Raw genomic sequence first — 23510 nt, forward strand, 5'->3', positions numbered from 1 at the left:
TTTAGCGCGCCATCCAGCCCATGATTGCCTGCGCCACCGCTTCGGGCTGTTGATGGTGCAGCCAGTGATCAGCGTTCGGAATGTCTATGCGCGTAAGATCGAGTGCGTAGTCTTCCAGTCCCTCAGTCGATTCTGGCAGCAACGCCTTGTCTTCACGCCCCCACAGCAACAGGTGGGGGCAGCGAACCATCAACCGTTCCTTCGGCAGCTCTGGCAGATCCGTGCGCGGTGCGCCGGGTTTCGCAACCACCAGCGGTGACGCGCGGTACCAGTTCAGCATAGTCTCCAGCCGCCCGGGCCGGGCCCATTCTGTACGATAGACCTGCATTTGCTGGTCCGTCAGCCAGTCTGTGCCCATCCCGAAACGAAAAAACTGTTCGAGTTTGGCGAAATTGTCAGTCGACAAACGCTCCGCCGCGTCTGGTGCGCGCAGGGCATTGATGTATTGCGAAGCCTCGGATTGCGCGCCCCCTGCGGCCATGGCCCGTTGGAAGGGTGCCGGGTGCACGCCGTTGGCGATGATCAACCGGTCCACCAGATCCGAGCGGAACATGGCCAAACCATAGGCCACAGACGCTCCCCAATCGTGGCCAAGAACACAAACCGGACGGGCGAACCCCTTGATCAGCGTCACCATGTCCGAGACCAGTCGCGACAGGGCATAGTGGCCGACGCCATCCGGTGCCCAGCTTTGCCCGTAGCCGCGTTGATCGGGGGCGATGCAATGAAAGTCGGAGGACAAAAGCGGGGCCAGATCCTGCCACGCGCCGCCAAATTCGGGAAACCCGTGAAGCATCAACAAGGGCGGAAGGTCGGGGTCCCCCCAGCTGCGCAGTAGGAACCTCTGGCCGTTAAGATCAATGAACTTGTTTTCCATAGCCGAAGCCCTTTGTTGTACCTGAAGCACACGCCCAGAAAGATGTAAAAGTTTGACACCAATCAAAGCGTGTTTCTCACCCGACTGCTAGGCGTTTTCCCGGACAGTGAGACAAGGAGAACCTGAATGGAAGTAGTGACGCAGATCGAGAATGTGCAAGACCCTGCCAACCTGTCGGCGATAGCCAAAACCTCACCGACCGAGCCAAGCCCCGAGAGAATTCGTCAGGCCTTTGAAAGCGGCAAATATCCTTATGATCGCAAAATGGCGCGCAAATCTTATGAGGCGGAAAAGGCGCAACTGCAGGCAGAATTGCTAAAAGTACAACATTGGGCACAGGAAACCGGCCAGCGGTTTGTCTTGTTGTTTGAGGGCAGGGATGCCGCAGGCAAAGGTGGAACGATCAAACGCTTTATGGAGCACCTGAACCCACGCCAAGCACGTGTCGTTGCCCTGAACAAGCCCACTTGGGAAGAGAAGGGGCAGTGGTACTATCAGCGCTATGTTCAGGAATTGCCCACTGTGGGTGAAATGGTTTTCTACGACCGGTCCTGGTACAACCGCGCCGGGGTTGAACGGGTGATGGGATTTTGCTCACCCAACGAATATCTCGAGTTCATGCGTCAAACGCCCGAGCTGGAGCGGATGCTGGTGCGCTCGGGTATCCAGCTCTACAAATACTGGTTCTCGGTCACGCAACCCGAACAGCAACGCCGGTTCAAAAGCCGCGAAACCGATCCTTTGAAACAGTGGAAGCTGTCGCCGATCGACAAGGCCAGCCTTGATAAATGGGACGATTATACCGAGGCCAAGGAGGCGATGTTCTTCTATACCGACACAGCCGACGCCCCGTGGACCATCGTGAAATCGAACGACAAAAAGCGCGCGCGCCTGAATTGCATGCGCCACTTCCTGTCCACACTGGATTATCCGGACAAGAACCATGAAATCGTCAACAGCCCCGATCCTTTGATCGTCGGGCAGGCGCATCACGTGATCCAGCATTCGGAACATATTCTGGGCAATTCACTGCATCCTGAAACGGTGTGACAGTAGTCCTCTCAGGTAACATTTGAACCTGCGGGTGTAGTCTCAAGGTGAAATTTCGCCGTTCGCCTCTTGTCCCGGCCTCGGGCCGGGCATAAGGCTGTTCGAATGAGTAAGGTGATGACATATGGTGGCCACTTTCGGGCCATTTCTGTGCTGGGCCTGCCGCTGATCGGCGGGCACCTGGCCCAATTTGCAATTGGGCTGACGGATACGGTCATGCTGGGTTGGTACGGTGTCGAGGCGCTGGCCGCCGTGACCCTGGCCAGCAGCTATTTCTTTGTGCTGTTCCTGTTTGGGGCCGGATTCGGTTTGGCCGTTATGCCAATGGTGGCGACGGCTGCGGCAGAAGAAGACGAAACAAGTATTCGCCGTACAACGCGCATGGGGTTGTGGTTGTCGTTGATCTATGCGGCGGTCATGATGCCAATGCTGTGGTGGTCGTACCCTATTTTCCTTGCGTTGAAGCAGGACCCGCAAGTCGCTGAAACCGCGTCCCAATATCTTAGGGTTGCTGGGTGGGGCCTAATTCCGGCGCTTTTGGTGATGGTGCTAAAATCCTATCTGGCCGCGTTGGAGCGGACACAGATCGTTTTGTGGATCACCGTGGCCGCTGCAGTGGTCAACGCGATCACCAACTATGCCCTGATCTTCGGCAATTGGGGAGCCCCTGAGCTGGGTGTGATGGGTGCCGCCATCGCGTCGGTTGTCACTCAGATCGTATCGTTGGTTTGCGTGGTGATCTACGCCATGCGCGTTTTGCCCGAACATAGTCTGTTCCAAAGGTTCTGGCGTCCGGACTGGGAGATGTTTCTGAGCGTTCTCCGCCTTGGTGTGCCGATTGGTCTGACGACTCTGTCCGAGGTCAGCTTGTTCGCAATGTCAGCAATCATGATGGGCTGGCTGGGTCAGGTTCCGTTGGCGGCACATGGCATTGCATTGAATTTGGCATCCGCGACGTTCATGGTGCATCTGGGGCTGTCAAACGCTGCGACGATCCGGGCCGGGAACGCGTTGGGCCGGAAAGATAGGCCACATCTGGAACGCGGCGCGATTGCGGTGACGGGGATGTCTTTGGTGATCTCGGTCCTGACTGTCATCCTATTCCTTGCCTATGCCGAGCCTTTGATTTCCCTGTTCATGGAACCGGATGACCCGCAGCGTCCGGAAATTCTGATGATCGGTACAGGCCTGCTGGCCATGGCGGCTTTGTTCCAATTGGTGGATGGCGCACAGGTCATTGCGTTGGGGTTGCTGCGTGGGTTGCAGGATGCAAAGGTCCCGATGGTCATGGCCGCGCTCAGCTATTGGGGCGTAGGGATCACGTCGTCGTATTACTTTGGCTTCGTATTGGGCATGGACGGAATCGGAGTCTGGCTGGGCCTTGTTCTGGGCCTGGCCTGCGCAGCGGTTATGCTGATGGCGCGGTTCTGGATGCGGTCCATCCGTGAGGTTGGTGTGCCCGCCGAGTAAGCTGTGGCGGGTCACTCCGAGTCATTCTTTGCCGAAGCGGTCTGCCTTTTTTCGCACCAGGACCGAGCGTAGATCATGCATGGCCAGCAGCAACCGGTCGGTTACGTCTTCCAGCTGCTCTGGTGTCGCCTTGGATTGCGCCCATTGCGTGGTGAGGTTCAGGTAATCAACCGCGCGGTGAATGTCGTCGATGTCACGCTGGGCCAGCAACGCTTTTCGTGCCTCCATCCAACGGGCAATCTCGGCTTTGTCAGCGTCGGACAACGTGCGTTGGCCTTGCGGTTTCACCTCGCCATTGCGGATGTTGATGACCGCGATTTGATCCATCTCGATCCGGCGCTGGCGGTTTTCAGTGTCGATCCTGAAAACCGCCGCACCATTTTCGCGAACGCGGAAATAATATTCGGGCAGTTCCGACGTCATTTGCGCTTACTCAAGTCAATGATGCGCAAAAGCGCTGGATACGGGTGCAAGCTTCGGTCAGCGCCTCGTCCGAGGTCGCATAGCTGACCCGAAAGTTCGGAGACAGGCCAAAGGCTGCACCAAACACGACGGCCACGTCCACCTCTTCCAGCAATGCGGTGGCAAACGCCTCATCCGAGTCGATCACAATGCCTGCGGGGGTGGTTTTTCCAATTAGCCCGGCAATGGATGGATAGACGTAGAACGCGCCCTCAGGGGTTGGGCAGCTGATGCCGTCGATTTCGTTCAGCATGCGAACAACCAGATCGCGGCGCCGTTTGAACGTTTCGTTGTTGGGGGCCAAAAAGGACTGCGTCCCGTTCAGTGCCTCAACCGCCGCCCATTGGCTGACCGAGCAGGGGTTCGAGGTCGATTGCGATTGGATCTTGCGCATTGCGGCGATGACCTCGACCGGTCCTGCCGCGTAACCAATGCGCCAGCCAGTCATGGCGTAGGCCTTGGAGACACCGTTACAGGTCAGCGTCCGATCATAAAGGCGTGGCTCGACCTCGGCCGGTGTGCAGAATTCGAACCCGTCATAGGCCAGATGTTCATACATGTCGTCGGACATGACCCAAACATGCGGATGGCGCATCAGGACGTCGGTCAGTTCTTTCAGCTCTTCACGGCTATAGCCTGCACCAGTGGGGTTCGACGGTGAGTTGAAGATAAGCCACTTGGTCTTCGGCGTGATCGCAGCCTCAAGCTGATCTGCAGTCAGCTTGAAGTTTGTCTGGATCGAAGTTTCCGCGATTACCGGAGTACCCCCGGCCAAAAGCACCATGTCGGGATAGCTAACCCAATAGGGTGCAGGGATCACAACCTCATCGCCCTCGTTCATCGTGGCCATCAGGGCATTGTACAAAGTTTGCTTGCCGCCGGTGCCAACCGAAATCTGAGCGGGCGTGTAATCCAACCCATGGTCACGCTTCATCTTGGCGCAAGCGGCTTGTTTCAATTCAGGGATGCCATCGGGCGCCGTGTATTTGGTCTTACCGGCTGCGATGGCCGCAACTGCTGCGTCCTTGATGTTCTGCGGGGTGTCGAAATCAGGCTCGCCCGCGCTTAGACCGATGACATCGCGCCCGGCAGCTTTCAACTCGGCCGCCTTGGCGGTGATCGCAATGGTGGGCGATGGCTTCACGCGTGACAGTGTCGCAGAAAGGAAACTCATGGTCGGCCTCGATTTGTATGTTCAGCTTGACTGTCATAGGGTGCGCTCGAATGACGATCAAGCGATATGAATTATGGAATTGGAGAGCCCGATGAACGACGAGAATGACTGGTACGGACCGGACTCTGCGACATTCGGGGACAGACTGGCAGGGGCGCGTGAAGCGGCTGGTATGACCCAGGCCCAGATGGCCCGCAGGCTTGGCGTGAAAAAGACAACAATTGCAGCCTGGGAAAATGATCTGTCCGAGCCGCGCGCGAACCGTCTTTCCATGATGGCAGGTATGGTCAACGTGTCGATCATGTGGTTGCTGACCGGTGAAGGCGAAGGCATGGATGCCCCCGTCGAAGCGGAAGAGGACGCACCCGAGCTTGCGGATGTCGTGGCCGAGCTGCGTTCAATCCGCGGTGAAATGCGCGCCAGCGCTGAGCGGGCCGCGAAGCTGGAGAAAAGGGTGCGTCTGATGCTGGAGCAGGGTCGGTGAACGAACCTCGGGACGTTAGAATAAAGCGGCTGAAGATGCGATCCATGCGGCGTGGGATCAAGGAAATGGATCTGATCCTGTCGGCCTATGCTGACCGAAATCTGACGGCCATGGAGCCGTCGGATCTGGATAATTATGATGCGTTGCTGCACGAAAACGACCAGGATCTTTATCAATGGGTCACAGGGCAGGCGCAGCCGCCTGAATCCTATTCCGAATTGATATCGGACATCGCGCAGACCTTTCAAAAATAAAAGAAAACCCGGCTTAACCGATTTTTCGGGATTTCCATTCATCCTGTCTGAAACAGCGCGACTGAATCGGAGGATCGGATGAGTATGGAAATGCAGGTCTCCGCGCCGGGAACCAAAGGGTTCATGACCAGCTATCTTGAGGCACTTGCCTTGGTGGAACGGCTGCACCGGTTGCTATTGGACGTCATCAAGGATGAGTTTGAACGTGTCGGCGTATTGGAGATCAACGCCGTGCAGGCCCTGCTTTTGTTCAATATCGGCGACCATGAAGTCACCGCAGGTGAACTGAAAAGCCGCGGGTATTATCAGGGCAGCAATGTCAGCTATAACCTGAAAAAGCTGGTCGAAATGGGGTACATGCATCATCAAAGATGCGAGATCGACCGCCGGTCCGTAAGGGTTCGGTTGACCCCGCGCGGGCGTGAGATACGCGATGTCGTATCCGAGCTGTTTTTGCGCCACGCTGAGGGGCTGCAAAATCGCGGCGTGTTGGGGCTGGAAGGCATCGACGACATCACCACATCCCTGCGGCGGGTCGAGCGGTATTGGACTGACCAAATTCGCTACATCTATTGATCAGGGGCGCAGGGTATCTGTGGCGTCGGACAGGGTGAGCCCCTCCAGCTCGCGTATCAGTTTTCGGGTCATCGCGTCCTCATAGGCCTCAAAGCCCAAAGCGACTTCGACGAAGGCTCCGGCCCCCAGAATAACCCATGTGTTGTAATAGGCGGAAAGCTCACCGACCTGAACATAGCGTTTGTCGCCATGACTGGGATCGTCTGCTCCGATCACCAGCCCGTTGATCGTGATGCCGGTGTTTTCCAGTTCGGCTTTCACGCTGCGTGGATGAGGGCCCAGATTGTGCTTGCCGTCCCCTGACAGATCCAACGTGCGTTTCCAGCAGTTCGGTTGCTGTGACAGTAGATTAGCTCCGAACCGCATTGCCGATCCAACAGCCGTGCCTTGTGGTGCGTTACCCCGCGTGACGGTCTTCAATTGGTTGCTGATCCGTGCAAGATCTTGTGCCGTGCGGACCTCAGTCCAGTTTACCAACATGCGTTGATGGCGGGTTTCGCTCCATTCGTAGATTGCCAATCGCACCGGCGGGCTGGCGTCGGACAGGATCAGTTGCACAACTTCGGGGCGCTGCAGGGCCGCAGCCAGACCGCCGGTTTGCATCCCATACTCGGTGCTGTCGACCGAACCGGACACGTCCAGCCCCAACGCCAATGCTTGCCTGCATTCCGACGCGGCGGTGCTGGCGAGCATGGAAAGTACTGCGGCCAGGAGGCGGATCATTGATGCGCACCCTCCTTCAACGCACCTATCTGCAACCCTTTCAATTCCCGTTCCAGCTTGCGGCGCATCGCGCGCTCAAAATCCTCGAACCCTTGTGCGATTTCTAAAAATGCGCCAGGGCCGTGCAGAACGTTGTTTTCGAAGAACGGGATGAGAAACAGCTCTCCTTCAAAGTCCGCAGCGTTGATCACCAACCCGTTGACCACGACGTTTTGAAAGGGAAAGTGCCGGTATGCTGAGTCCGGCCCATAGCCGTCATTGTTTGAGCCATCGCCGGACAGATCGATAGTTTGGAACAGGCAGGGCGGCGCTTGTTGCATCAAGGTCGCGCCAAATGCCAAGGCATAGCCCATTGCCGTGGCCGAAGCGCTATCCGAACGAACAGATTGCTGCACCGTTGAGGCCGCAACCAGCAGATCGGCCTCGGTGTTGATCATGGACCAGTTCAGAATAACGCGCTGTGTGGTGCGGCCGCTCCACTCGTACACGGCTAATGCGACCGGCGCGGGCGAGGAAAAAAACGCCTCGACCACTTCTGGTGCGATCAATGCAGCGGCCAGACCCTGTCGCTGCAAAACGTCTTCATTCTCATCCACCGAAGTCGAGATATCTATAGCCAGCGCCAGGGCAAGCCGGCAGGTCTCGGCCCGAACGGGGCTGGCCAGAACGGCCAGACCCAATGCTATCAGCCAGCGGATCACCAGTGACCGGCACTTTCCATGCTGGCCCAGGGCTCGGCCGGTTCCAGCGCGTCACCATTTTGCAGCAGCTCGACCGAGATATTGTCGGGTGAGCGTACAAACGCCATACGCCCGTCACGCGGTGGGCGATTGATCACGACGCCGTTGTTCTGCAGGCGCTGGCAAACGTCATAGATGTTGTCGACCCCATAAGCGAGATGCCCGAAATGACGACTGTCGCTGGGCAAAGTGTCATCCCCATCCCAGTTATGGGTCAGTTCGATCGGCCGATCCTCTTGTCCTGGAGGGGCCATGAAGATCAGCGAAAACCGGCCCGCTTCGCTGTCATAACGGCGGGTTTCCTTCAGGCCCAGCAGTTCGTAGAACGCCATCGACTTCTCCAGATCCTTCACGCGGACCATGGTGTGAAGATATGTCAGCCCCATTGTGGCTTCCTTTCTATTCAGGTGATGCGCTGCAGCTTAGCGCGCGGGCCAAGCGTGTCGAGGGGCAGGGCGGACACAATTTGGAATTTGCGACGCTTGGTGCACATGTCGCGGTTCCGGTCTGGGAATTGCCGATATATAGTGGTGGGCGACTCATTGCTGGAAAGGAACTTTCATGCCGCTGTCCTCTGACCAACTGGCCGAGATCGAAGCGCAACGGGCGCAATCGCATCCAACACGCCGCGTTGTGGCTGAGGGGATGGAAGACCACCTCTATACCGCGCATCAGGTGCTGGACCACGGATTTGTGCGCGTCATTGACTACATGGGGGATGACGCAGCAATTTGTCAGGCGGCACGCGTATCTTACGGCAAGGGCACCAAATCAGTGCAGAATGACGAGGGGCTGATCCGCTATCTGATGCGGCACTGGCACTCAACCCCGTTCGAGATGTGCGAAATCAAGCTGCACGTCAAACTGCCGGTCTTTGTGGCCCGTCAATGGATTCGTCACCGCACCGCCAACGTGAACGAATACTCGGCCCGATATTCGATTCTGGACCGCGAGTTCTATATCCCTGCACCGGACCACGTGGCCGCGCAGTCCGAAGTGAACAATCAGGGCCGCGGCGACGCCCTGCAAGGCGAAGAGGCGGCCCGCGTTCTGGAAATGCTCAAGGCCGACAGTGCGCGGTGTTATGACAATTACGAAGCCATGATCAACCAGGATGGTCAGCAGGGGCTGGCGCGTGAACTGGCACGCATGAACTTGCCTGCGAATATCTACACGCAGTGGTACTGGAAGGTGGATCTGCACAACCTGTTCCATTTCCTGCGCCTGCGGGCGGACCCGCACGCTCAGTACGAAATCCGGGTCTATGCCGACATGATGTGCAAGATCGTCGCTGACTGGGTGCCCTTCGCGTATAAAGCGTTCGAAGATTACCGTCTGGGTGCGGTTAACCTTTCGGCGCAGATGGTTGATAGCCTGCGACGTATGCTGGCCGGTGAAACTGTGACGCAGGAAAATTCGGGCATGACGGCGCGGGAATGGCGCGAGTTCGAGGCTGTCATTCACAAGGGGTAAGACCGCCAGTAGCCATACTTCTGATGTCATGATGCCTTTTTGAATGGCTCATAACATCAGTCATCAGTGTGATGTGGGAACGCTCGGAAATCGTGGTGTTTGGCTAAAAAGAAAGCACTCATGCCGATTCCAAACCGACGCGAGGGTAAGGTTTCAAACCCATGAGAATGGACAACGGCCGGAAATTGGCCGTTGGCCTGCTTTTAGTACCCGCAGATGACGGGGTGTTTTATAACGGCTTCAAATCAGAGGCCATTTGGCGGCCGTCGCGTCCGTCTTCCAACTCATACGAGACTTTCTGATTGTCAGCGAGTCCGGTCAGACCGGACCGTTCTACGGCCGAGATATGAACAAAAACGTCCTTGCCACCTTCGTCAGGGGCAATAAACCCATAGCCTTTCGTGGTATTAAACCATTTCACGGTGCCAGTTGGCATTTCCCGTGTCTCCTTCTACTTACACGTTGTCCCACAAATTGGTGGGGGCAGTGGTTGACGTAACCACAACGCATCACCGCTTCGCCCACACGACGCAGCCCGAATTGTGTGTTTCGTCTTTTTCAACATTGCACGGTGAAGTAAAAAATCAAGAATTACTGGAAGTAGCAGGCAAAAATGCCCAAAATTCATACAAGTACAGGAATGGTCCCAAAATGCGTCTATATGGCCTGAAAAATTGCGATACTTGCCGTAAGGCATTGAAAGAAATTGAAAATATTGAATTTATAGACGTTCGAACGCAAGGTGTTCCCGATTCTGTCCTGACAGAGGCGTTTGATACGTTCGGCGAAGCTTTGCTCAATACCCGGTCAACAACTTGGCGTGGATTGGACGCGGAACAACGCACGCGACCACATCTGGAGTTGCTGAAGGAACACCCGACTTTGATGAAGCGCCCCTTGATCGAAGATGACGGTACGTTGTTGTTGGGCTGGACCGCGAAAACCAAGGCAAGTCTTGGCGTTGCCTGATTGGGCGCTTATGTGTCTGACGTAAATATGAGGGTTTAAATGCGCAACGCATCAATGATTTTGGGCGTCATTGCCGGTTTGATCGGAATGATTGTTGGCTTTTTTGGGTATGGCTATATCGAATTTATAGACCATTACGGTGAGATCGAAGGCCTTGCCGAACAAGTGGACAACGTACAGTTCATCCAGACTGCTTCCATTATTGCGCCTTTGCTGGCCATCGCGGGGGGCGCAATGGCTCATGCGCGGGCTCTGATCGGTGGAATATTGCTGCTGATCTCAGCCGTCGGGATGTATTTTGCGTTTGGATTCAACGCTTTTACGATGTTTCCGGTGGCCTTTGCCGCCGTGGCAGGCATCCTTGGGCTGGCAGCGGGAAAACCGGACGAGCCCAAGGCACATTTCTAGGTCATTTTACGTGCAGGGCCCGGTCGACAGACAAGGGGCCTGCGCCGTTGATCACAATAACGAGCAGCACGAAAGTCCAGAGCGTCCGCTGGTCCAGCACGTTTGCTGCGGCGGTGAAATAGCTTCCCAGCGCTGTGCCATGCCCGGTGACGTCGACAATTGTCTGAACCCAGACAAATCCGATCATACCCAAGGCCGCCAGCCGGGACAGAAGGCCGACTAGAATCAAGGCCGGCAGTAGAAACTCGGCCCAGGTGCCGGCAACTGCGATCACCCAATAAGAAAAGCCAAGTTGTGAACTGTCATAACTGACGGCTTCCATCGCTTTGGGAAATATCTGGACATATGCACCGTCAGACGGGAACAGGAAACCCAAAATACCACTGCCAAGTTTGGTGGTTGCTGAGTTCCAATAATAGACAAGCAGCGTCGCGGCAAAAACCACCCGGGCCAGTGTTGGCGTGAGCCAGCCAGAGGTCATTTCCAGCCGACCCAGGGTATTATTGTGAAGAGAGATCAGGGCAGTCATGTTGCCAGCCTTTCGATAGACACAGAAGTAATCGCGCCGCCCTGCAAAAGCAGCGCCAGAGTGGCCCCAAGGTCAAATTCGGGGAATTCGGCAGAGGTATGTTCGAATGCCTCGCCAATGGTAAGCCCGGCCTGAATGTGGGCGATCCAGTCCGCTCCGCCTTTGGGCAGCAAATGCGGGGCCGGGTCGAATTCGGGTCGGGTGATCAGGATATCTTCGGACCCGGGTGCAGGTTTTGGTGCACCGTCTTCGGAATTGAAGCGCCAGATCGAAAACAACGGCCAGTCCGAACGAAGAACCTTCAAGGATGGTGCAAACTCCAGCTTCGCCAGAACGATCTCTTCTGGTGGGATGGCCAGCGCATCAGGCGGTGCCGCCTGGCTGTCGGCAGAGTGGTAGGACCGGCGCAGTGCCAGTTCCAGACGCGCTACGTCGGCAAGGTAGCCAAGGTGCGACAGTTGCTCCATCCCGGCAAGGAACTCCGGAAATTCCTCACCGTAGAACATCATCAGCGGTGAAGACGGGGGGTGTTTGCGCAGGAAAAGCCCGGCAAGCCCATCCATGTTCTGAGATCCCAACAGCTGTGTGATCACCGGAAAGGCCTGATGCATCGCTTCGGTCAGCGAAACAGCCACGTTGTTGCGGTAAACGCTGAACCGCCGCCCGGCGGGGCGTTCTGCGGCATCCCACAAACCGTCCGGAACAGCCGCCGACGGGTCAAGCAGGGCTGCGCGGAACGTGGTTTGCGAAACGCTCATGCGGGGATGCGGTCCAGTGCCGCCTGAGCCCGATCTGCTTCGGCCCGAAGAACGGACCAGTCGGGTACGTCCGTATCCCATTCGATCAGAACGGGTTTGGGGCCGGAACGGTCCAACACGTAATCCAGCAGCGCCCACACCGGATCGACGACCTCGCGACCGTGGCTGTCGATCAGCAAGGGACGCCCATGATCGTCTTCGTCTTCGTCATGACCGCCAAGGTGTATCTCGTGGACATTGTTCAGCGGGTAGGCATCGATGTAGCTCTGCGGCGAGAAGTCCAGATTCGTTGCCGACACGAAGACATTGTTCACATCCAGCAAAAGACCACATCCTGTCCGACGTGCGATTTCCCGCAGGAAGTCAGGCTCGGACCATGAGCTTTCTTCAAAAGCCAAATAGCTGGACGGGTTTTCTAGCAGCATTTGCCGCCCCACGGTTTCCTGAACCTGGTCTATATGGGCACAGATTCGCTCCAGCGTTTCGTCAGTGTAGGGCAGGGGCAGAAGATCATTCAGGAAATGACTGTCATGGGTCGACCAGGCCAGATGCTCGGAAAAGCTGGCCGGATTCAGCCACCCCACCAAGTGTTTCAAGCGCGCCAGATGATCGGGGTCCAAGGGGCCTTCTCCACCAATCGAGAGACCAACGCCGTGGACGGAAATGGGAAATTTTTCAGAGAGGTGACGCAATTGCGCAAGCGGCCTGCCGCCATCACCCATGTAGTTTTCGGCATGGATCTCAAGCCAGCCGACCGGATGCGCGTGGTCCAAAATCTGGTCGTAATGCTGGGGTTTATACCCGACCCCTGGTGCCGCGGGCAGCCTGTTCGATTGACGTGAACTATCCAGCATGTGCAAATCCTCCGGTCACGAAAAGAGGCGGGCGATTGGGCCCGCCCCTCCGGTTCTCAGATGCTTAGGCTTATGCCGGCAGGTCGCGCTCCAGCGGTTCCAGCGAACCTTCACGCGCTGCACCATCTGCCGACTTGGGCAGTTCGATATCGGCGCAGGTTCCAGCGTCGACCAAAGTCCAGGCGTTGCCCTGATAGTCAACGGTCGAGGTGCCCGCGCAGGTGGTGCCGGGGCCAGCGGCACAATCGTTCTGACCGGCCAGCGAAACGCCATAGCATTTCTCTTTGGCTTGTGCGGAGGCGGTTGTGGCGACGCCAGATACGGCTGCTGCAACTGCGCTTGCGATAACCAGGGTTTTTGCGGTGTTCGACATCTCGGTAATCCCTTTTGATGACTGCGTATGTCTTCTTGTGACAATGACAAAGGTAGTAGCTAAATCGGGGCAGGTGAATTCACGAGCCCGTGTCTCACAACCCCGTCAAAGAGCGTAATGCCCTCTTGAAGGTTAACAAACTGTTTTTGAAATGAAAAATAGAAAATGTTTCAACCCGACCCCAAATTCGGGGTCGGATTTCGGGCAATTTGTAGCCGAATGTTACAGAAGATCAGGCGGCGTCGCGGCCAATGACAGCTCTTTTGTTACAGCCTCAAGCGATTGAACCTGTGTCTGTTTTTCACCGAGCCGGCGCACACTTACGGTACGCTCTTCAACTTCGCGGTGACCCACGGCCAGAATGACCGGAACCTTGCCGACCGAATGTTCTCGGACTTTGTAGTTGATCTTCTCGTTGCGGATATCCGCCTCGACGCGCACGCCTGCGGCCTTGAGTGTCTCAACCACTTCCAGCACATAGTCATCCGCTTCGGACGTGATCGAGGCGACAACCACCTGGCGCGGGGCCAGCCAGAACGGCAGCTTACCGGCATGCTCCTCGATCATGATACCGACGAAACGCTCGAACGAGCCCAGGCAGGCGCGGTGCAACATATAGGGGCGCTGCTTGCTACCGTCAGCGGCAATATAGGTCGCACCCAAGCGTTCAGGCAGGTTCGGATCAACCTGGAAAGTGCCGCACTGCCAGACCCGGCCAATTGCATCGGTCAGATAGAAATCCAGTTTGGGCCCATAGAAGGCGCCATCCCCGGGCTCCAGTGTGAATTCGCGACCAGTGGCTTTGATGGCGGCTTCCAGAGCGCCTTCGACATGATCCCAGCTTTCGTCACTTCCGACACGTTTTTCCGGACGAGTTGCGAATTTGATCTCGAACTTTTCAAATCCGAGGTCCGCATAGACGTCCGCAAGGTAGTTGATGAACTTGGCGCATTCGTCTTGAATCTGGTCTTCGGTGCAGAAGATATGGCCGTCATCCTGTGTGAAACCTCGTACACGCATAATACCATGCAACGCGCCTGAGGGTTCGTAGCGCGAGCATGATCCGAACTCGGCCAGCCGCAGGGGCAGGTCGCGATAGGATTTCAGGCCCTGATTGAACACTTGCACATGGCAGGGGCAATTCATCGGCTTGAGCGCGTTGACGGCCTTTTCCTTGGCATGTTCCTCTTCAACTTCGACGATGAACATGTGTTCCTGATATTTGTCCCAGTGGCCGGAGGCTTCCCACAATTTACGGTCTACGACCTGAGGCGTGTTGATTTCACGATACCCACCTGCGCGTTGTTTGCGGCGCATGTAATCCTGAAGCGTGGTGTAGATGGTCCAGCCGTTTGGATGCCAGAACACCTGACCAGGGGCCTCTTCCTGCATATGGAACAGGTTCATTTCCTTACCCAGCTTACGGTGGTCGCGCTTGGCGGCCTCTTCCAGCCTATGCAGGTGCGCTTTGAGCTTTTCCTTGCCGGTGAAGGCCACGCCGTAAATGCGTTGCAGCATCGCGCGGTCGCTATCACCGCGCCAATAGGCGCCGGCAATGCTCATCAGCTTGAAGGCGTCGCCCGGCAATTGGCCGGTGTGCTGCAAGTGCGGGCCACGGCACAAATCCTGCCAGTGACCGTGCCAGTACATGCGCAGGGGTTCATCACCCGGAATGGCTTCGATCAGTTCGACCTTATAAGGCTCGTCGTTTGCCTTGTAGAATTCGATCGCGCGCTGACGATCCCAGATTTCGGTAGTGACGGGATCGCGCTTGTTGATGATCTCTTTCATCTTTTTCTCGATGAGGCCAAGATCTTCGGGGGTAAACGGTTCTTCCCGGTCGAAATCGTAGTACCAGCCGTTGTCAATCACGGGGCCGATGGTAACCTTGGTTGCGGGCCAGATTTCCTGAACTGCACGCGCCATCACATGGGCCAGATCGTGACGGATCAGCTCATTGGCTTGTTCCTCATCTTTCATGGTGTGGATGGCGATCTGCGCGTCAGATTCGATGGGCCACTGCAGGTCCCAGTGCTGGCCGTTCACGGTGGCCGAGATGGCCTTTTTGGCCAGCGAGGTCGAGATGTCGGCAGCCACCTGCGCGGGCGTCACGCCTGCGTCAAAGGATCGGGAACTGCCATCGGGAAAAGTAAGGGAGACTGACTGTGAGTCCAGGGCCATATCGGCTCTCCTCGTCGGTTTGGCGCCCACTGAACGCCCGGTTGCGGGTTATGTGTGTTTGATCCATTTGGCAGTTGCAGCATGACCTGTCAAGCACCCAACCGCGCTGTGGCTGACGCGGCGGGAGGTTCGAATTCGGGAATTGCAGCCACCGTGCAGCCGTGCATGATGAACTCCAAAAGGAAAGAGGGCGACATGGCAGCGACGGATTTTCTGGAAACGGCGCAAGGGCGGCGGCTGGCTTATCACAAAAGCGATGGGGCAGGGCCGACGGTTGTATTTTTGGGCGGGCTGAAGTCTGACATGGAGGGCACCAAGGCGGTGCATCTTGAGGCTTGGGCCAAGGCGCGCGGTCAGGCATTCCTGCGGTTCGATTACTCGGGCCATGGCGAGAGCTCGGGCAAATTTGAGGACGGATGCATCGGCGACTGGCACGAGGATGCGTTGGCCGTGGTAACTGCCTTGACCAATGGACCGCTGATCGTGGTCGGGTCGTCGATGGGCGGCTGGCAAGCGCTTTTGCTGGCGAAGGCAATGCCGGATCGGATTGTAGGGATGGTGACCGTCGCTGCCGCGCCTGATTTCACCGAGGACGGGTATTGGGTATCGTTTTCTGACACGCAAAAACAGGTGTTGGAAACCGAAGGGTATGTTGAATTGCCTTCGGACTATATGGAGCCTTATATAATCACGAAGCGAATGATTGAGGACGGAAGACAGCAGTTGGTTCTGCGGGATGGAATTAATCTTCAGTTTCCGGTGCGTTTTCTGCAAGGGACCGCAGATACTGCTGTTTCCACTGCAACCGCTGTGCGCCTGGTGGAACATGCCACCGGTTCAGATATGCGCCTGCTCTTGGTCAAGGATGCAGACCACAGGTTCTCGGACGGGCCATGCCTGGAAATCATCGAAAACGCCGTGCTTGAAGTGATGAGCGCGCAATGATCCGGGGGTTGGGCAAAGCCATCGGCCGTGTTCTTCTGGTGCTGGTCGCGGCTGGTGCCCTGATCTATTGGTTTGGTCCGCGCGAAGAAGTGAACCTGAACCCGACATTTGAACCGCGCAAGTTTGGCGAAGGGGTGCAGGTCTATTTCGAAAGCGTCGAGTCCGCTTTCGATGACATAACTCCGGGTGTTGAGAAACGGGTTGTCTGGCGGGACGGGTTCAAAGAACGACGCACCCCGGTTTCCATATTGTATTTGCACGGGTTTTCCGCCTCGTCCGAGGAAATTCGCCCAGTCCCAGATATGGTCGCCGATGCGCTGGGAGCCAATCTTGTCTACACCCGCTTGCAGGGTCATGGGCGCGGCGGGGAGGCGATGGCCGGAGGCACCGCTTCGGGCTGGATGGAGGATATGGCTGAAGGATTGGCCGCCGCCCGTGCGGTGGGCGATCAGGTCGTCGTGATTTCAACCTCCACCGGCGGAACTCTGGCTGCGGCGGCAGCATTGGACGATGCGCTGATAGAAAACGTAGCCGGTTTGGTGTTTGTTTCTCCGAATTTTGGTGTGAACACGCCCGGAGCCTGGATACCGGGCCTTCCATGGGCGCGAAGCTGGTTGCCATTGATCATGGGGGAAGAACGGGACGTCTCGGGGCCGGATCCCGAGAAGAACAAGTACTGGTCGTCGGTTTATCCGTGGGAGGCAGTTGTGCCCATGACCGCCTTGGTTGAGACTGTTTATGCCATGGACTTCTCGCAGGCGCGTGTCCCGGCGCTGTTCTGGTTCTCTGACGATGATCAGGTTGTGCGCCCGGACTTGACCCACAAGGTAGCCGACGCTTGGGGGGGGCCTGCAAGTGTTAGGACGGTTACGATGGGGCCGGGCGATGACCCGTCATCCCATGTCATTGCCGGACGTTTGATGTCTCCGGGACAGACCGATGCTGCCGTCGCTGGTATTCTGGCATGGTTGAAAGAGCAGGGGATCGAATGATGGAACAGCGCGTCAGCCTGATAACTGTCGGGGTGGAAGACCCGGAAGCTGCGGCCGCATTCTATGAAAAGATCGGCTGGAAACGTGTCGACAGTCCGGACGGTGTGATTGCCTTTGATCTGATCGGGCAGACGCTGGGGCTGTATCCTCTGCCAGCACTGGCCGATGAGATTGGTGTTGACGTGGGCACCTTGGGCCGTGGGGCGCTGACGCTTAGCTATAACTGCCAGTCAAAGGAGGATGTCGCGCAGGTTTTAAGCAAAGTTCAGGCCGCTGGTGCCGAGGTTCTTAAACCGGCCTCGGATGTGTTCTGGGGCGGGCATCACGGTTATTTCCGCGCACCCGAGGGCACGGTATGGGAGGTCGCTTTCAACCCGTTCTCACCTCTGGCCCCTGATGGGGCGTTTCGTTGGAACGGGTACGGGTGATGCGTAAGCCAGGTAGCATGTGGAGCCTTGAAACTCTTGGCCGCGTGCGCCTGTCTCGGCACTTTTTCATGCGGGATTTTCTTTATTCTGAGATCGGAAATTTCCATGAAAAACAGAACCTTCCCGACAATCCTGATCTTGCCATCGAAACCGGTCGTGCCTTTTGCCAGACGTTACTGGACCCGTTAGAGGAAACGTTCGGACGAGTGGCGGTTCGGTCCGGTTACCGATCGCCGTCGTTGAATCAATTTGGCAATGAAAACCGGCTAAACTGTGCCCGAAACGATAATCCACTGGAGTGCCATATCTGGGATTGGGGTACCGGCGACGATCGGATTTCTGGGGCGTCGATTGTCATTCCGTGGTTCGCGGATCGTTATGCGGAAGGCCGGGATTGGCGCGATCTGGCGTGGTGGATGCACGATCATCTGGAGTATTCCGAGATTTGGTTTTTTCCAAAACTCTGTGCCTTCAATCTGGTGTGGCGGCCAATTCCCCTCAAGCGTATCGACAGCTACATCGCCCCGCGCGGGTGCCTGTTGCGTGCAGGCGAAAATCCGGGCGAAGACCTGAAGACTCGTCAAAAGCGCTATGCGGATTTTCCCGCGTTTCGCGGTATTGCCTACCCGTGAAGTTTAACTTGCCCAGGCCGAAAAAACCTCTCATCCTGTTAAAAAACAAAGCCACTCAAGAAGCTGAGACGAAGGAGGCCGCGATTGATCGAGCCGCTGGTTCTATTGCCCGGATTGATGTGCGATTCTAGGGTGTTCGCCCCTCAGATCGCCCACTTTTCCCGTCAGTGTGCGGTCACGGTTGCACCGGTTTCGCTGGGCGAGCGGATAGAAGAGATCGCCTCGGGCCTTTTGGATCAATTGCCACACCGCTTCGCGCTTGCTGGATTTAGTATGGGGGGTGTGGTGGCGCTTGAACTCGTTCGTCGCGCGCCCGATCGAATCTCGCGCCTGTGTCTGATGGCCACAGATGCGCAGGCCGACACGCCCCAAATTGCGGCGGACCGAGAAAAGCATATGGTTGGCGCCAAGGCCGGACGGCTCGAAGAGGTTATGCGAAAGATCCTCGGGTCAGATACGTTGGCCCCGGGGCCAAGGCGGGTTCCCATTCTGAGTGACGTGACTGCCATGGCATTGGATCAAGGGGCAGATGTGTTCGAACGCCAGATGCGCGCTTTGCAGCGGCGCCCTGATCAGCAAGGTGGGCTGCGAATGATCAAGGTTCCCACGTTGGTCTTGTGTGGGGCGCATGACCTGCTGACACCCGTAAGAAAGCACGCCTTTATGGCAGATCTGATCCCAAACGCGGAACTCAATGTGGTTGAGGACGCCGGGCATTTGCCAACGCTCGAAGCTCCTCAGGTCGTCAATGATGCACTTGAGAACTGGCTAAACATGCCTGCGCGAGTCTCTTACGAGTAAAGGGCTGCGCGCTCGGATTTGCTGAGGATCACAGGCTCGGCAACGGGATCAGATGTGGCCGGGTCGAAAAAAGGTGAGTTTTTCCAGCTGCCCGAAAAACGCGATTTCGCAACGCGCGTCAGCATGCCGTAGATGGCCGGCCCCAGCTTTTCGTGGGTTTGTTTGCCGTCGCCCTTGGGCACAAATCCCCGAGTCGTAGCCGGCCCCAGCCCGCTTGGGTCAGGGATACGATTAACGCTAAAACCCACGAACGGGAATTTCGGCGTGCGTGCAGTGGTCGCCAGCGGAGCATTGCAGCAACTGGCATACCAGCGCAGCATCCCCTTTGGGCTTAGCTGCATTAGGGCCAGATGCTTGGCACCGCCGTCAAAAATGATCTCTTCCGGAAGGGTCTGCAAAATCTCAACAGGGCCGGGGGCGGGGTCGGGTTGCCCGAAATACAACTGGGCTGCGCGGCAATCATGGCAGTAGCACACGACATGTGTGCCGTGTTTCACGCCTGCGGTGCTGATCCGCCCGTGCAGGGAACCGCAAGAGCAGGAAAATGGGATATCTGTCGCCACTTTCCTGTTCATGATTTCTAGGCCACTTTGTTTTTGTTTGCGGCGCGACGCTTTGGTTTGCGCGTATTTGCATTCATGAAGTCAATCACAAGCGGCCGGATGTTATCCCGCCAGCTACGGCCCGCAAAAATGCCATAGTGACCCGCGCCGGGTTCGACGTGGCTAGCCTTTTTTGCATCCGGCAAACCGGTGCAGAGCTCAAGCGCGGCAATACACTGGCCGGGCGCCGAGATATCGTCATTTGCGCCTTCAACCGTTTTGACCGCAACATCGGTGATTTTGCCGATATCGACCTTGTGGCCTGCGACAACGAACTCATTGCGGGCGATCTCGCGGTCTTTGAACACGCGCTCGACCGTGGAAAGGTAAAACTCGGCGGGCATGTCCATGACCGCCAGGTATTCATCGTAAAAGCGGTTATGCGCATCGTGATCGGACGCTTCGCCCCGCATCACGCGCTGGATCTGATCGGTGAACGCTTTGGAGTGGCGATCCCCGTTCATCGACATGAAGGACGCCAATTGCAGCAAGCCTGGATATACCATGCGGCCGACGCCTTTGTATTTGAAGCCGACGCGCTGGATCATGGTTTCTTCCAGCTGTCCCATGGTGACACGACGGCCGAAATCGGTCACGTCGGTCGGGGTGGCATCAGGGTCAACCGGACCACCGATCAGGGTCAATGTGCTGGGCTGAGCTTTGGGCTCGACCTCGGCCAGATAAGCGGTTGCGGCAAGCGTCAGAGGGGCGGGCTGGCAAATGGCTACAACATGAGTGTCCGGGCCCAGCTCTTTCATAAAATCGACAAGATACAGCGTGTAATCCTCGACATCGAACTTGCCTTCGGAAACAGGGATATCACGCGCATTATGCCAGTCGGTTACGTAAACCTCACAATTGACCAGCAGACTTTTGACCGTGGAACGCAACAAAGTCGCGTAGTGGCCAGACATTGGCGCCACCAGCAGCACCTTGCGGGGTTGTTCTTCGCGTCCATTGACGCGAATATGGATCAGGTCGCCAAATGGGCGCTCCATTACGGGAACAATATCAACAAGGTGGTCTTTGCCATCCTCACACGTGAACGTTCGAATACCCCAGTCCGGCTTTGCGATCATGCGCTGAAACGTGCGCTCGGTCACCTCGCCCCATGCGGCCATCATGCTGAACGCTGGGTTGGGGATCATGGAAAACAGTGGGTAAGACGCCATAGCGCTGGCCGTTGCCCCCATCCATTGGTTTGTGTTGCGCATGGTTTCCATAAGGTCGTAGGTCATCATGTAGCGCATATAGGGGGCCTCCTGGCTGCCGGTGTGAGTGTCGGACCATTCGTCGCTTTGCTCCCCAAGCCCACGACGATTATTCTGCATAGCAGCGAGGTTAAGGGGGAATTGTTAAAATGACAACAAGTGAACACCAGACACCGGAGCTATCCCTGGAACACCTTGAGAGGCTTAAAGAAAATATGGACAAGGTGGAGGAGCTTTCGAAGCGGCTTGTTGATGCGATGTCGGGAAAGAAGGGTCATAACCCTGCTTTGGACGGTCCGAATCAAGAGCTTTATGCAAAGGCAGCATCGGCGTATTGGGCTGAAGCGATGCATAATCCTGCGCGGCTAATGGAGAAGCAGATCGAGTTCTGGGGCCAGTCTGTTCTGAACTTTGCCGAGGCGCAGCAGGCGCTAGTAGGCGGTGAGGCGGAAGAGCCCGCATCAGGCCCCCGGGACAAGCGGTTTTCCAACCCCTTGTGGGAGACCAATCCGTATTTCAAATTCATCCGTCAGCAATATCAGACCAATGCCGATGCCATCGCGCAGGCGGTGGCTTCGGTCGATGACCTGGATGTGCAGGACAAGCAGCGGCTGGCGTTCTTCTCGCAGCAGATCATCGACATGATGTCGCCGACGAACTTTCTGGCGACCAATCCGGATGCGCTTGAAAAGGCGGTCGAGACGGAAGGCCGGTCGTTGATCCAGGGTCTGGAAAATCTTGTGGCCGATCTCGAGGCCAATGACGGCGAGATGGTGGTCAAGCTTGCCGATGAGAGCGCCTTTGAGGTCGGCGGCAATATCGCGACGACGCCCGGGGATGTGGTCTATCGCAACCGGATGATGGAGTTGATCCAGTACAAGCCTGCGACCGAGACGGTGCATGAAACGCCGCTGGTGCTGTTCCCGCCCTGGATCAACAAGTTCTACATCCTGGACCTCAAGGCGCAAAACAGCCTGATCAAATGGGTGACCGAGCAGGGCTATACCTTGTTTGTGGTCAGCTGGGTGAACGCCGATGAATCCCACGCCGATATAGGCATGGAGGATTATATCCAGGACGGTTTCCTGACCGCGATCGAAGAGGTCAAATCGATCTGCAAGGTCAAGCAGGTCAACGCGGTCGGCTATTGCATCGCGGGCACCACGCTGAGCCTGACACTGTCGCTGCTCAAGCAGCGCGGCGACAAATCGATCAAATCGGCCACGTTCTTCACGGCCCTGACGGACTTTGGCGACCAGGGAGAGTTCACGCCCTTCCTGCAGAACGACTTTGTGGACGGGATCGAGGATCAGATCTCGGAGGACGGGGTTCTGAAAGCATGGATCATCGGGCGCACGATGTCGTTTCTGCGATCAAAGGACCTGATCTACGGGCCTGCGATCCGCAGTTATATGATGGGTGAGACACCGCCCGCGTTTGATCTGCTGTTTTGGAACGGGGACGGGGCCAATCTGCCTGGTCGTATGGCGGTCCAATACCTGCGCGGCCTGTGTCAGCGCAATGACTTCGTCACCGATGGGTTCGAATTGCTAGGGCATAAGTTGCATGTGCACGACGTGGACGTGCCCCTGATGGCGATCACCTGCGAGACGGATCACATCGCGGCGTGGAAGGCGTGTTATCGCGGTGTGCAGCAGATGGGGTCGCGGTCGAAAAGCTTCATCGTCTCGGAATCAGGGCATATTGCCGGCATTGTGAACCCGCCCAGCAAGAAGAAATACGGCCATTACACCAATACTGATCTGAAGGCAGATCCCGAGACCTGGCTGAAAGAGGCCACGTATCACGAAGGGTCCTGGTGGCCCCGGTGGGAGGCCTGGCTGAAGAAGCGGTCGGGTAAGCAGGTGCCCACGCGCGCGCCCGGCGATTCGGGGCATCCCGCCCTGGCGCCTGCGCCGGGAACCTATGTACGGGTTAAGGCAAGCGGTTGATTCCTAACCCTTCTGCGAAGAATTTCTGCAGTGCAGCAAGAAAAATCTTGCAATGCTGCACTGCGGCATCCATATTGTCCCCAAGCTGATGAAAACCGGGGTGGGCCCGGTTCGGCAAAAGGATTTTAGACATGGCAAAGACGCAAGACTTCACCGCGACCCTGAAAGACGTTATGGGCGCGTTCCCCGTTGACACCACCGCTCTGGAAGGCGCTTTCAAATCGACCGCGACGCTGAACGAAAAGCTGTCGGGTGTTGCGCTGGAAGCGGCTGAAAAGTCGGCTGAGATCTCGAGCAAATGGACCAAGGACACCCTGGCCAAGCTGACCGAGATGTCGAAAGCCAAGGCAGAACCTGCAGACTACGCCAAAGCGGCCACAGACTTCGCCAGCGCGTCGGCTGAAGTTGCTGCTGAAAACATGGCGGCTTTCGCAGAGATCGCGAAAAAAGTTCAGTCCGAAACCGTTGAGCTGCTGATGGCGGCTGGCAAAGACGTAGCCGAAGACACAACCGCGGCTGTCAAAAAAGCCACCAACGACGTGACCGCAGCTGCCAAGAAAGCAACTGCTGCCAAGTAAGCAAACGCCGCGAG

At 56.9% G+C, this 23510-nt stretch carries 29 protein-coding genes; 15 read left to right on the forward strand and 14 right to left on the reverse strand.

Annotated features, from left to right (window positions below; all coding sequences use genetic code 11):
• Position 1: 1 nt before the first annotated feature.
• Positions 2-877, reverse strand: coding sequence for an alpha/beta fold hydrolase (locus tag DS906_RS11860; protein WP_113790373.1), 876 nt, complete (start codon positions 875-877; stop codon positions 2-4).
• 126 nt (positions 878-1003) lie between these two features.
• Between DS906_RS11860 and ppk2 the strand changes: the two genes are divergently transcribed.
• Together ppk2 and DS906_RS11870 are read left to right on the forward strand one after the other, a co-directional pair.
• The gene (ppk2, locus tag DS906_RS11865) at positions 1004-1927 is read left to right on the forward strand and encodes a polyphosphate kinase 2 (protein WP_113790374.1); all 924 of its coding nucleotides are present in this window, start codon (positions 1004-1006) and stop codon (positions 1925-1927) included.
• A gap of 105 nt (positions 1928-2032) precedes the next feature.
• The gene (locus tag DS906_RS11870) at positions 2033-3397 is read left to right on the forward strand and encodes an MATE family efflux transporter (protein ID WP_113790375.1); all 1365 of its coding nucleotides are present in this window, start codon (positions 2033-2035) and stop codon (positions 3395-3397) included.
• A gap of 21 nt (positions 3398-3418) precedes the next feature.
• On the opposite strand, the gene DS906_RS11875 is transcribed toward DS906_RS11870, so the two are convergent.
• Positions 3419-3820, reverse strand: coding sequence for a hypothetical protein (locus DS906_RS11875; protein ID WP_113790376.1), 402 nt, complete (start codon positions 3818-3820; stop codon positions 3419-3421).
• A 10-nt stretch (positions 3821-3830) separates the two neighbouring features.
• A complete protein-coding gene (locus DS906_RS11880) occupies positions 3831-5033 on the reverse strand; it encodes a pyridoxal phosphate-dependent aminotransferase (RefSeq protein WP_113790377.1) in 1203 nt (400 codons plus the stop codon).
• 91 nt (positions 5034-5124) lie between these two features.
• On the opposite strand from DS906_RS11880, the gene DS906_RS11885 reads away from it, so the two are divergent.
• The 3 genes from DS906_RS11885 to DS906_RS11895 all read left to right on the forward strand — a co-directional run bounded on the left by DS906_RS11885 (position 5125) and on the right by DS906_RS11895 (position 6347).
• Positions 5125-5517 carry a helix-turn-helix domain-containing protein gene (locus tag DS906_RS11885; RefSeq protein ID WP_113790378.1) on the forward strand — a complete coding sequence of 131 codons (393 nt, stop codon included), beginning with the start codon at positions 5125-5127 and terminating at the stop codon, positions 5515-5517.
• Between the two features lie 35 nt (positions 5518-5552).
• Positions 5553-5771, forward strand: a complete 219-nt coding sequence (locus DS906_RS11890) for a succinate dehydrogenase assembly factor 2 (protein WP_113790379.1) — start codon at positions 5553-5555, stop codon at positions 5769-5771.
• Between the two features lie 78 nt (positions 5772-5849).
• The gene (locus DS906_RS11895) at positions 5850-6347 is read left to right on the forward strand and encodes a MarR family winged helix-turn-helix transcriptional regulator (RefSeq protein ID WP_186437453.1); all 498 of its coding nucleotides are present in this window, start codon (positions 5850-5852) and stop codon (positions 6345-6347) included.
• Here DS906_RS11895 and DS906_RS11900 read toward each other — a convergent pair whose 3' ends face one another.
• Genes DS906_RS11900 through DS906_RS11910 form a run of 3 tightly spaced genes read right to left on the reverse strand, consistent with a single transcriptional unit; the run spans position 6348 to position 8196 of the window.
• Positions 6348-7070, reverse strand: a complete 723-nt coding sequence (locus DS906_RS11900) for a DUF1194 domain-containing protein (protein WP_113790380.1) — start codon at positions 7068-7070, stop codon at positions 6348-6350.
• Complete coding sequence (locus tag DS906_RS11905) at positions 7067-7771, reverse strand: DUF1194 domain-containing protein (protein WP_113790381.1); 705 nt, start codon at positions 7769-7771, stop codon at positions 7067-7069. Before DS906_RS11905 ends, DS906_RS11900 begins: the two co-directional genes overlap by 4 nt.
• Entirely contained in the window at positions 7768-8196 is a 429-nt protein-coding gene (locus tag DS906_RS11910) for a VOC family protein (RefSeq protein WP_113790382.1), read from the reverse strand. Before DS906_RS11910 ends, DS906_RS11905 begins: the two co-directional genes overlap by 4 nt.
• 175 nt (positions 8197-8371) lie before the next feature.
• On the opposite strand from DS906_RS11910, the gene thyX reads away from it, so the two are divergent.
• Complete coding sequence (thyX, locus tag DS906_RS11915; protein ID WP_113790383.1) at positions 8372-9283, forward strand: FAD-dependent thymidylate synthase; 912 nt, start codon at positions 8372-8374, stop codon at positions 9281-9283.
• A gap of 229 nt (positions 9284-9512) precedes the next feature.
• Here thyX and DS906_RS11920 read toward each other — a convergent pair whose 3' ends face one another.
• Positions 9513-9719, reverse strand: a complete 207-nt coding sequence (locus DS906_RS11920; RefSeq protein ID WP_010439113.1) for a cold-shock protein — start codon at positions 9717-9719, stop codon at positions 9513-9515.
• Between the two features lie 215 nt (positions 9720-9934).
• Between DS906_RS11920 and DS906_RS11925 the strand changes: the two genes are divergently transcribed.
• Entirely contained in the window at positions 9935-10252 is a 318-nt protein-coding gene (locus DS906_RS11925; protein WP_113790384.1) for an ArsC/Spx/MgsR family protein, read from the forward strand.
• Positions 10253-10291: 39 nt separating this feature from the next.
• Positions 10292-10660, forward strand: coding sequence for a hypothetical protein (locus DS906_RS11930; protein WP_113790385.1), 369 nt, complete (start codon positions 10292-10294; stop codon positions 10658-10660).
• Between the two features lies 1 nt (position 10661).
• Here DS906_RS11930 and DS906_RS11935 read toward each other — a convergent pair whose 3' ends face one another.
• From DS906_RS11935 to thrS, 5 genes are all read right to left on the reverse strand, one after another.
• Positions 10662-11189: a DoxX family protein gene (locus DS906_RS11935; protein WP_113790386.1), complete on the reverse strand. Its 528-nt coding sequence runs from the start codon at positions 11187-11189 to the stop codon at positions 10662-10664.
• Positions 11186-11947, reverse strand: coding sequence for a putative DNA-binding domain-containing protein (locus DS906_RS11940; RefSeq protein ID WP_113790387.1), 762 nt, complete (start codon positions 11945-11947; stop codon positions 11186-11188). The genes DS906_RS11935 and DS906_RS11940 overlap by 4 nt, the downstream gene beginning before the upstream one ends.
• Complete coding sequence (locus tag DS906_RS11945) at positions 11944-12801, reverse strand: DUF692 family multinuclear iron-containing protein (protein ID WP_113790388.1); 858 nt, start codon at positions 12799-12801, stop codon at positions 11944-11946. The genes DS906_RS11940 and DS906_RS11945 overlap by 4 nt, the downstream gene beginning before the upstream one ends.
• A 70-nt stretch (positions 12802-12871) precedes the next feature.
• Positions 12872-13174 carry a DUF2282 domain-containing protein gene (locus tag DS906_RS11950; RefSeq protein ID WP_058275886.1) on the reverse strand — a complete coding sequence of 101 codons (303 nt, stop codon included), beginning with the start codon at positions 13172-13174 and terminating at the stop codon, positions 12872-12874.
• 222 nt (positions 13175-13396) lie between these two features.
• Positions 13397-15355 (reverse strand): threonine--tRNA ligase, encoded by a 1959-nt coding sequence (gene thrS, locus DS906_RS11955; protein WP_113790389.1) that lies wholly within the window; start codon positions 15353-15355, stop codon positions 13397-13399.
• 195 nt (positions 15356-15550) lie between these two features.
• Here thrS and DS906_RS11960 point away from each other — a divergent pair, with 195 nt between their 5' ends.
• The 5 genes from DS906_RS11960 (at position 15551) to DS906_RS11980 (ending at position 19153) form a co-directional block, all read left to right on the forward strand.
• Entirely contained in the window at positions 15551-16300 is a 750-nt protein-coding gene (locus tag DS906_RS11960) for an alpha/beta fold hydrolase (RefSeq protein WP_113790403.1), read from the forward strand.
• Positions 16297-17292, forward strand: coding sequence for a carboxylesterase (locus DS906_RS11965; RefSeq protein WP_113790390.1), 996 nt, complete (start codon positions 16297-16299; stop codon positions 17290-17292). Before DS906_RS11960 ends, DS906_RS11965 begins: the two co-directional genes overlap by 4 nt.
• Complete coding sequence (locus DS906_RS11970) at positions 17292-17720, forward strand: VOC family protein (protein WP_113790404.1); 429 nt, start codon at positions 17292-17294, stop codon at positions 17718-17720. The genes DS906_RS11965 and DS906_RS11970 overlap by 1 nt, the downstream gene beginning before the upstream one ends.
• 17 nt (positions 17721-17737) lie before the next feature.
• Positions 17738-18352 carry a hypothetical protein gene (locus tag DS906_RS11975; RefSeq protein ID WP_113790391.1) on the forward strand — a complete coding sequence of 205 codons (615 nt, stop codon included), beginning with the start codon at positions 17738-17740 and terminating at the stop codon, positions 18350-18352.
• An 84-nt stretch (positions 18353-18436) separates the two neighbouring features.
• Positions 18437-19153: an alpha/beta fold hydrolase gene (locus DS906_RS11980; RefSeq protein ID WP_113790392.1), complete on the forward strand. Its 717-nt coding sequence runs from the start codon at positions 18437-18439 to the stop codon at positions 19151-19153.
• Here the strand turns inward: DS906_RS11980 and DS906_RS11985 are convergent.
• Together DS906_RS11985 and phaZ are read right to left on the reverse strand one after the other, a co-directional pair.
• Positions 19144-19728 (reverse strand): DUF6151 family protein, encoded by a 585-nt coding sequence (locus DS906_RS11985; RefSeq protein ID WP_113790393.1) that lies wholly within the window; start codon positions 19726-19728, stop codon positions 19144-19146. The genes DS906_RS11980 and DS906_RS11985 overlap by 10 nt on opposite strands.
• A gap of 5 nt (positions 19729-19733) precedes the next feature.
• Positions 19734-21005: a polyhydroxyalkanoate depolymerase gene (phaZ, locus tag DS906_RS11990; RefSeq protein ID WP_113790394.1), complete on the reverse strand. Its 1272-nt coding sequence runs from the start codon at positions 21003-21005 to the stop codon at positions 19734-19736.
• A gap of 110 nt (positions 21006-21115) precedes the next feature.
• Here phaZ and DS906_RS11995 point away from each other — a divergent pair, with 110 nt between their 5' ends.
• Positions 21116-22918 carry an alpha/beta hydrolase gene (locus DS906_RS11995; protein WP_113790395.1) on the forward strand — a complete coding sequence of 601 codons (1803 nt, stop codon included), beginning with the start codon at positions 21116-21118 and terminating at the stop codon, positions 22916-22918.
• Positions 22919-23049: 131 nt separating this feature from the next.
• Positions 23050-23496 carry a phasin family protein gene (locus tag DS906_RS12000; RefSeq protein ID WP_058275892.1) on the forward strand — a complete coding sequence of 149 codons (447 nt, stop codon included), beginning with the start codon at positions 23050-23052 and terminating at the stop codon, positions 23494-23496.
• The last annotated feature ends 14 nt before the right edge of the window (positions 23497-23510 follow it).

Origin of the sequence: Ruegeria sp. A3M17 (assembly GCF_003318255.1) — a bacterium.
Lineage (GTDB): Bacteria > Pseudomonadota > Alphaproteobacteria > Rhodobacterales > Rhodobacteraceae > Ruegeria.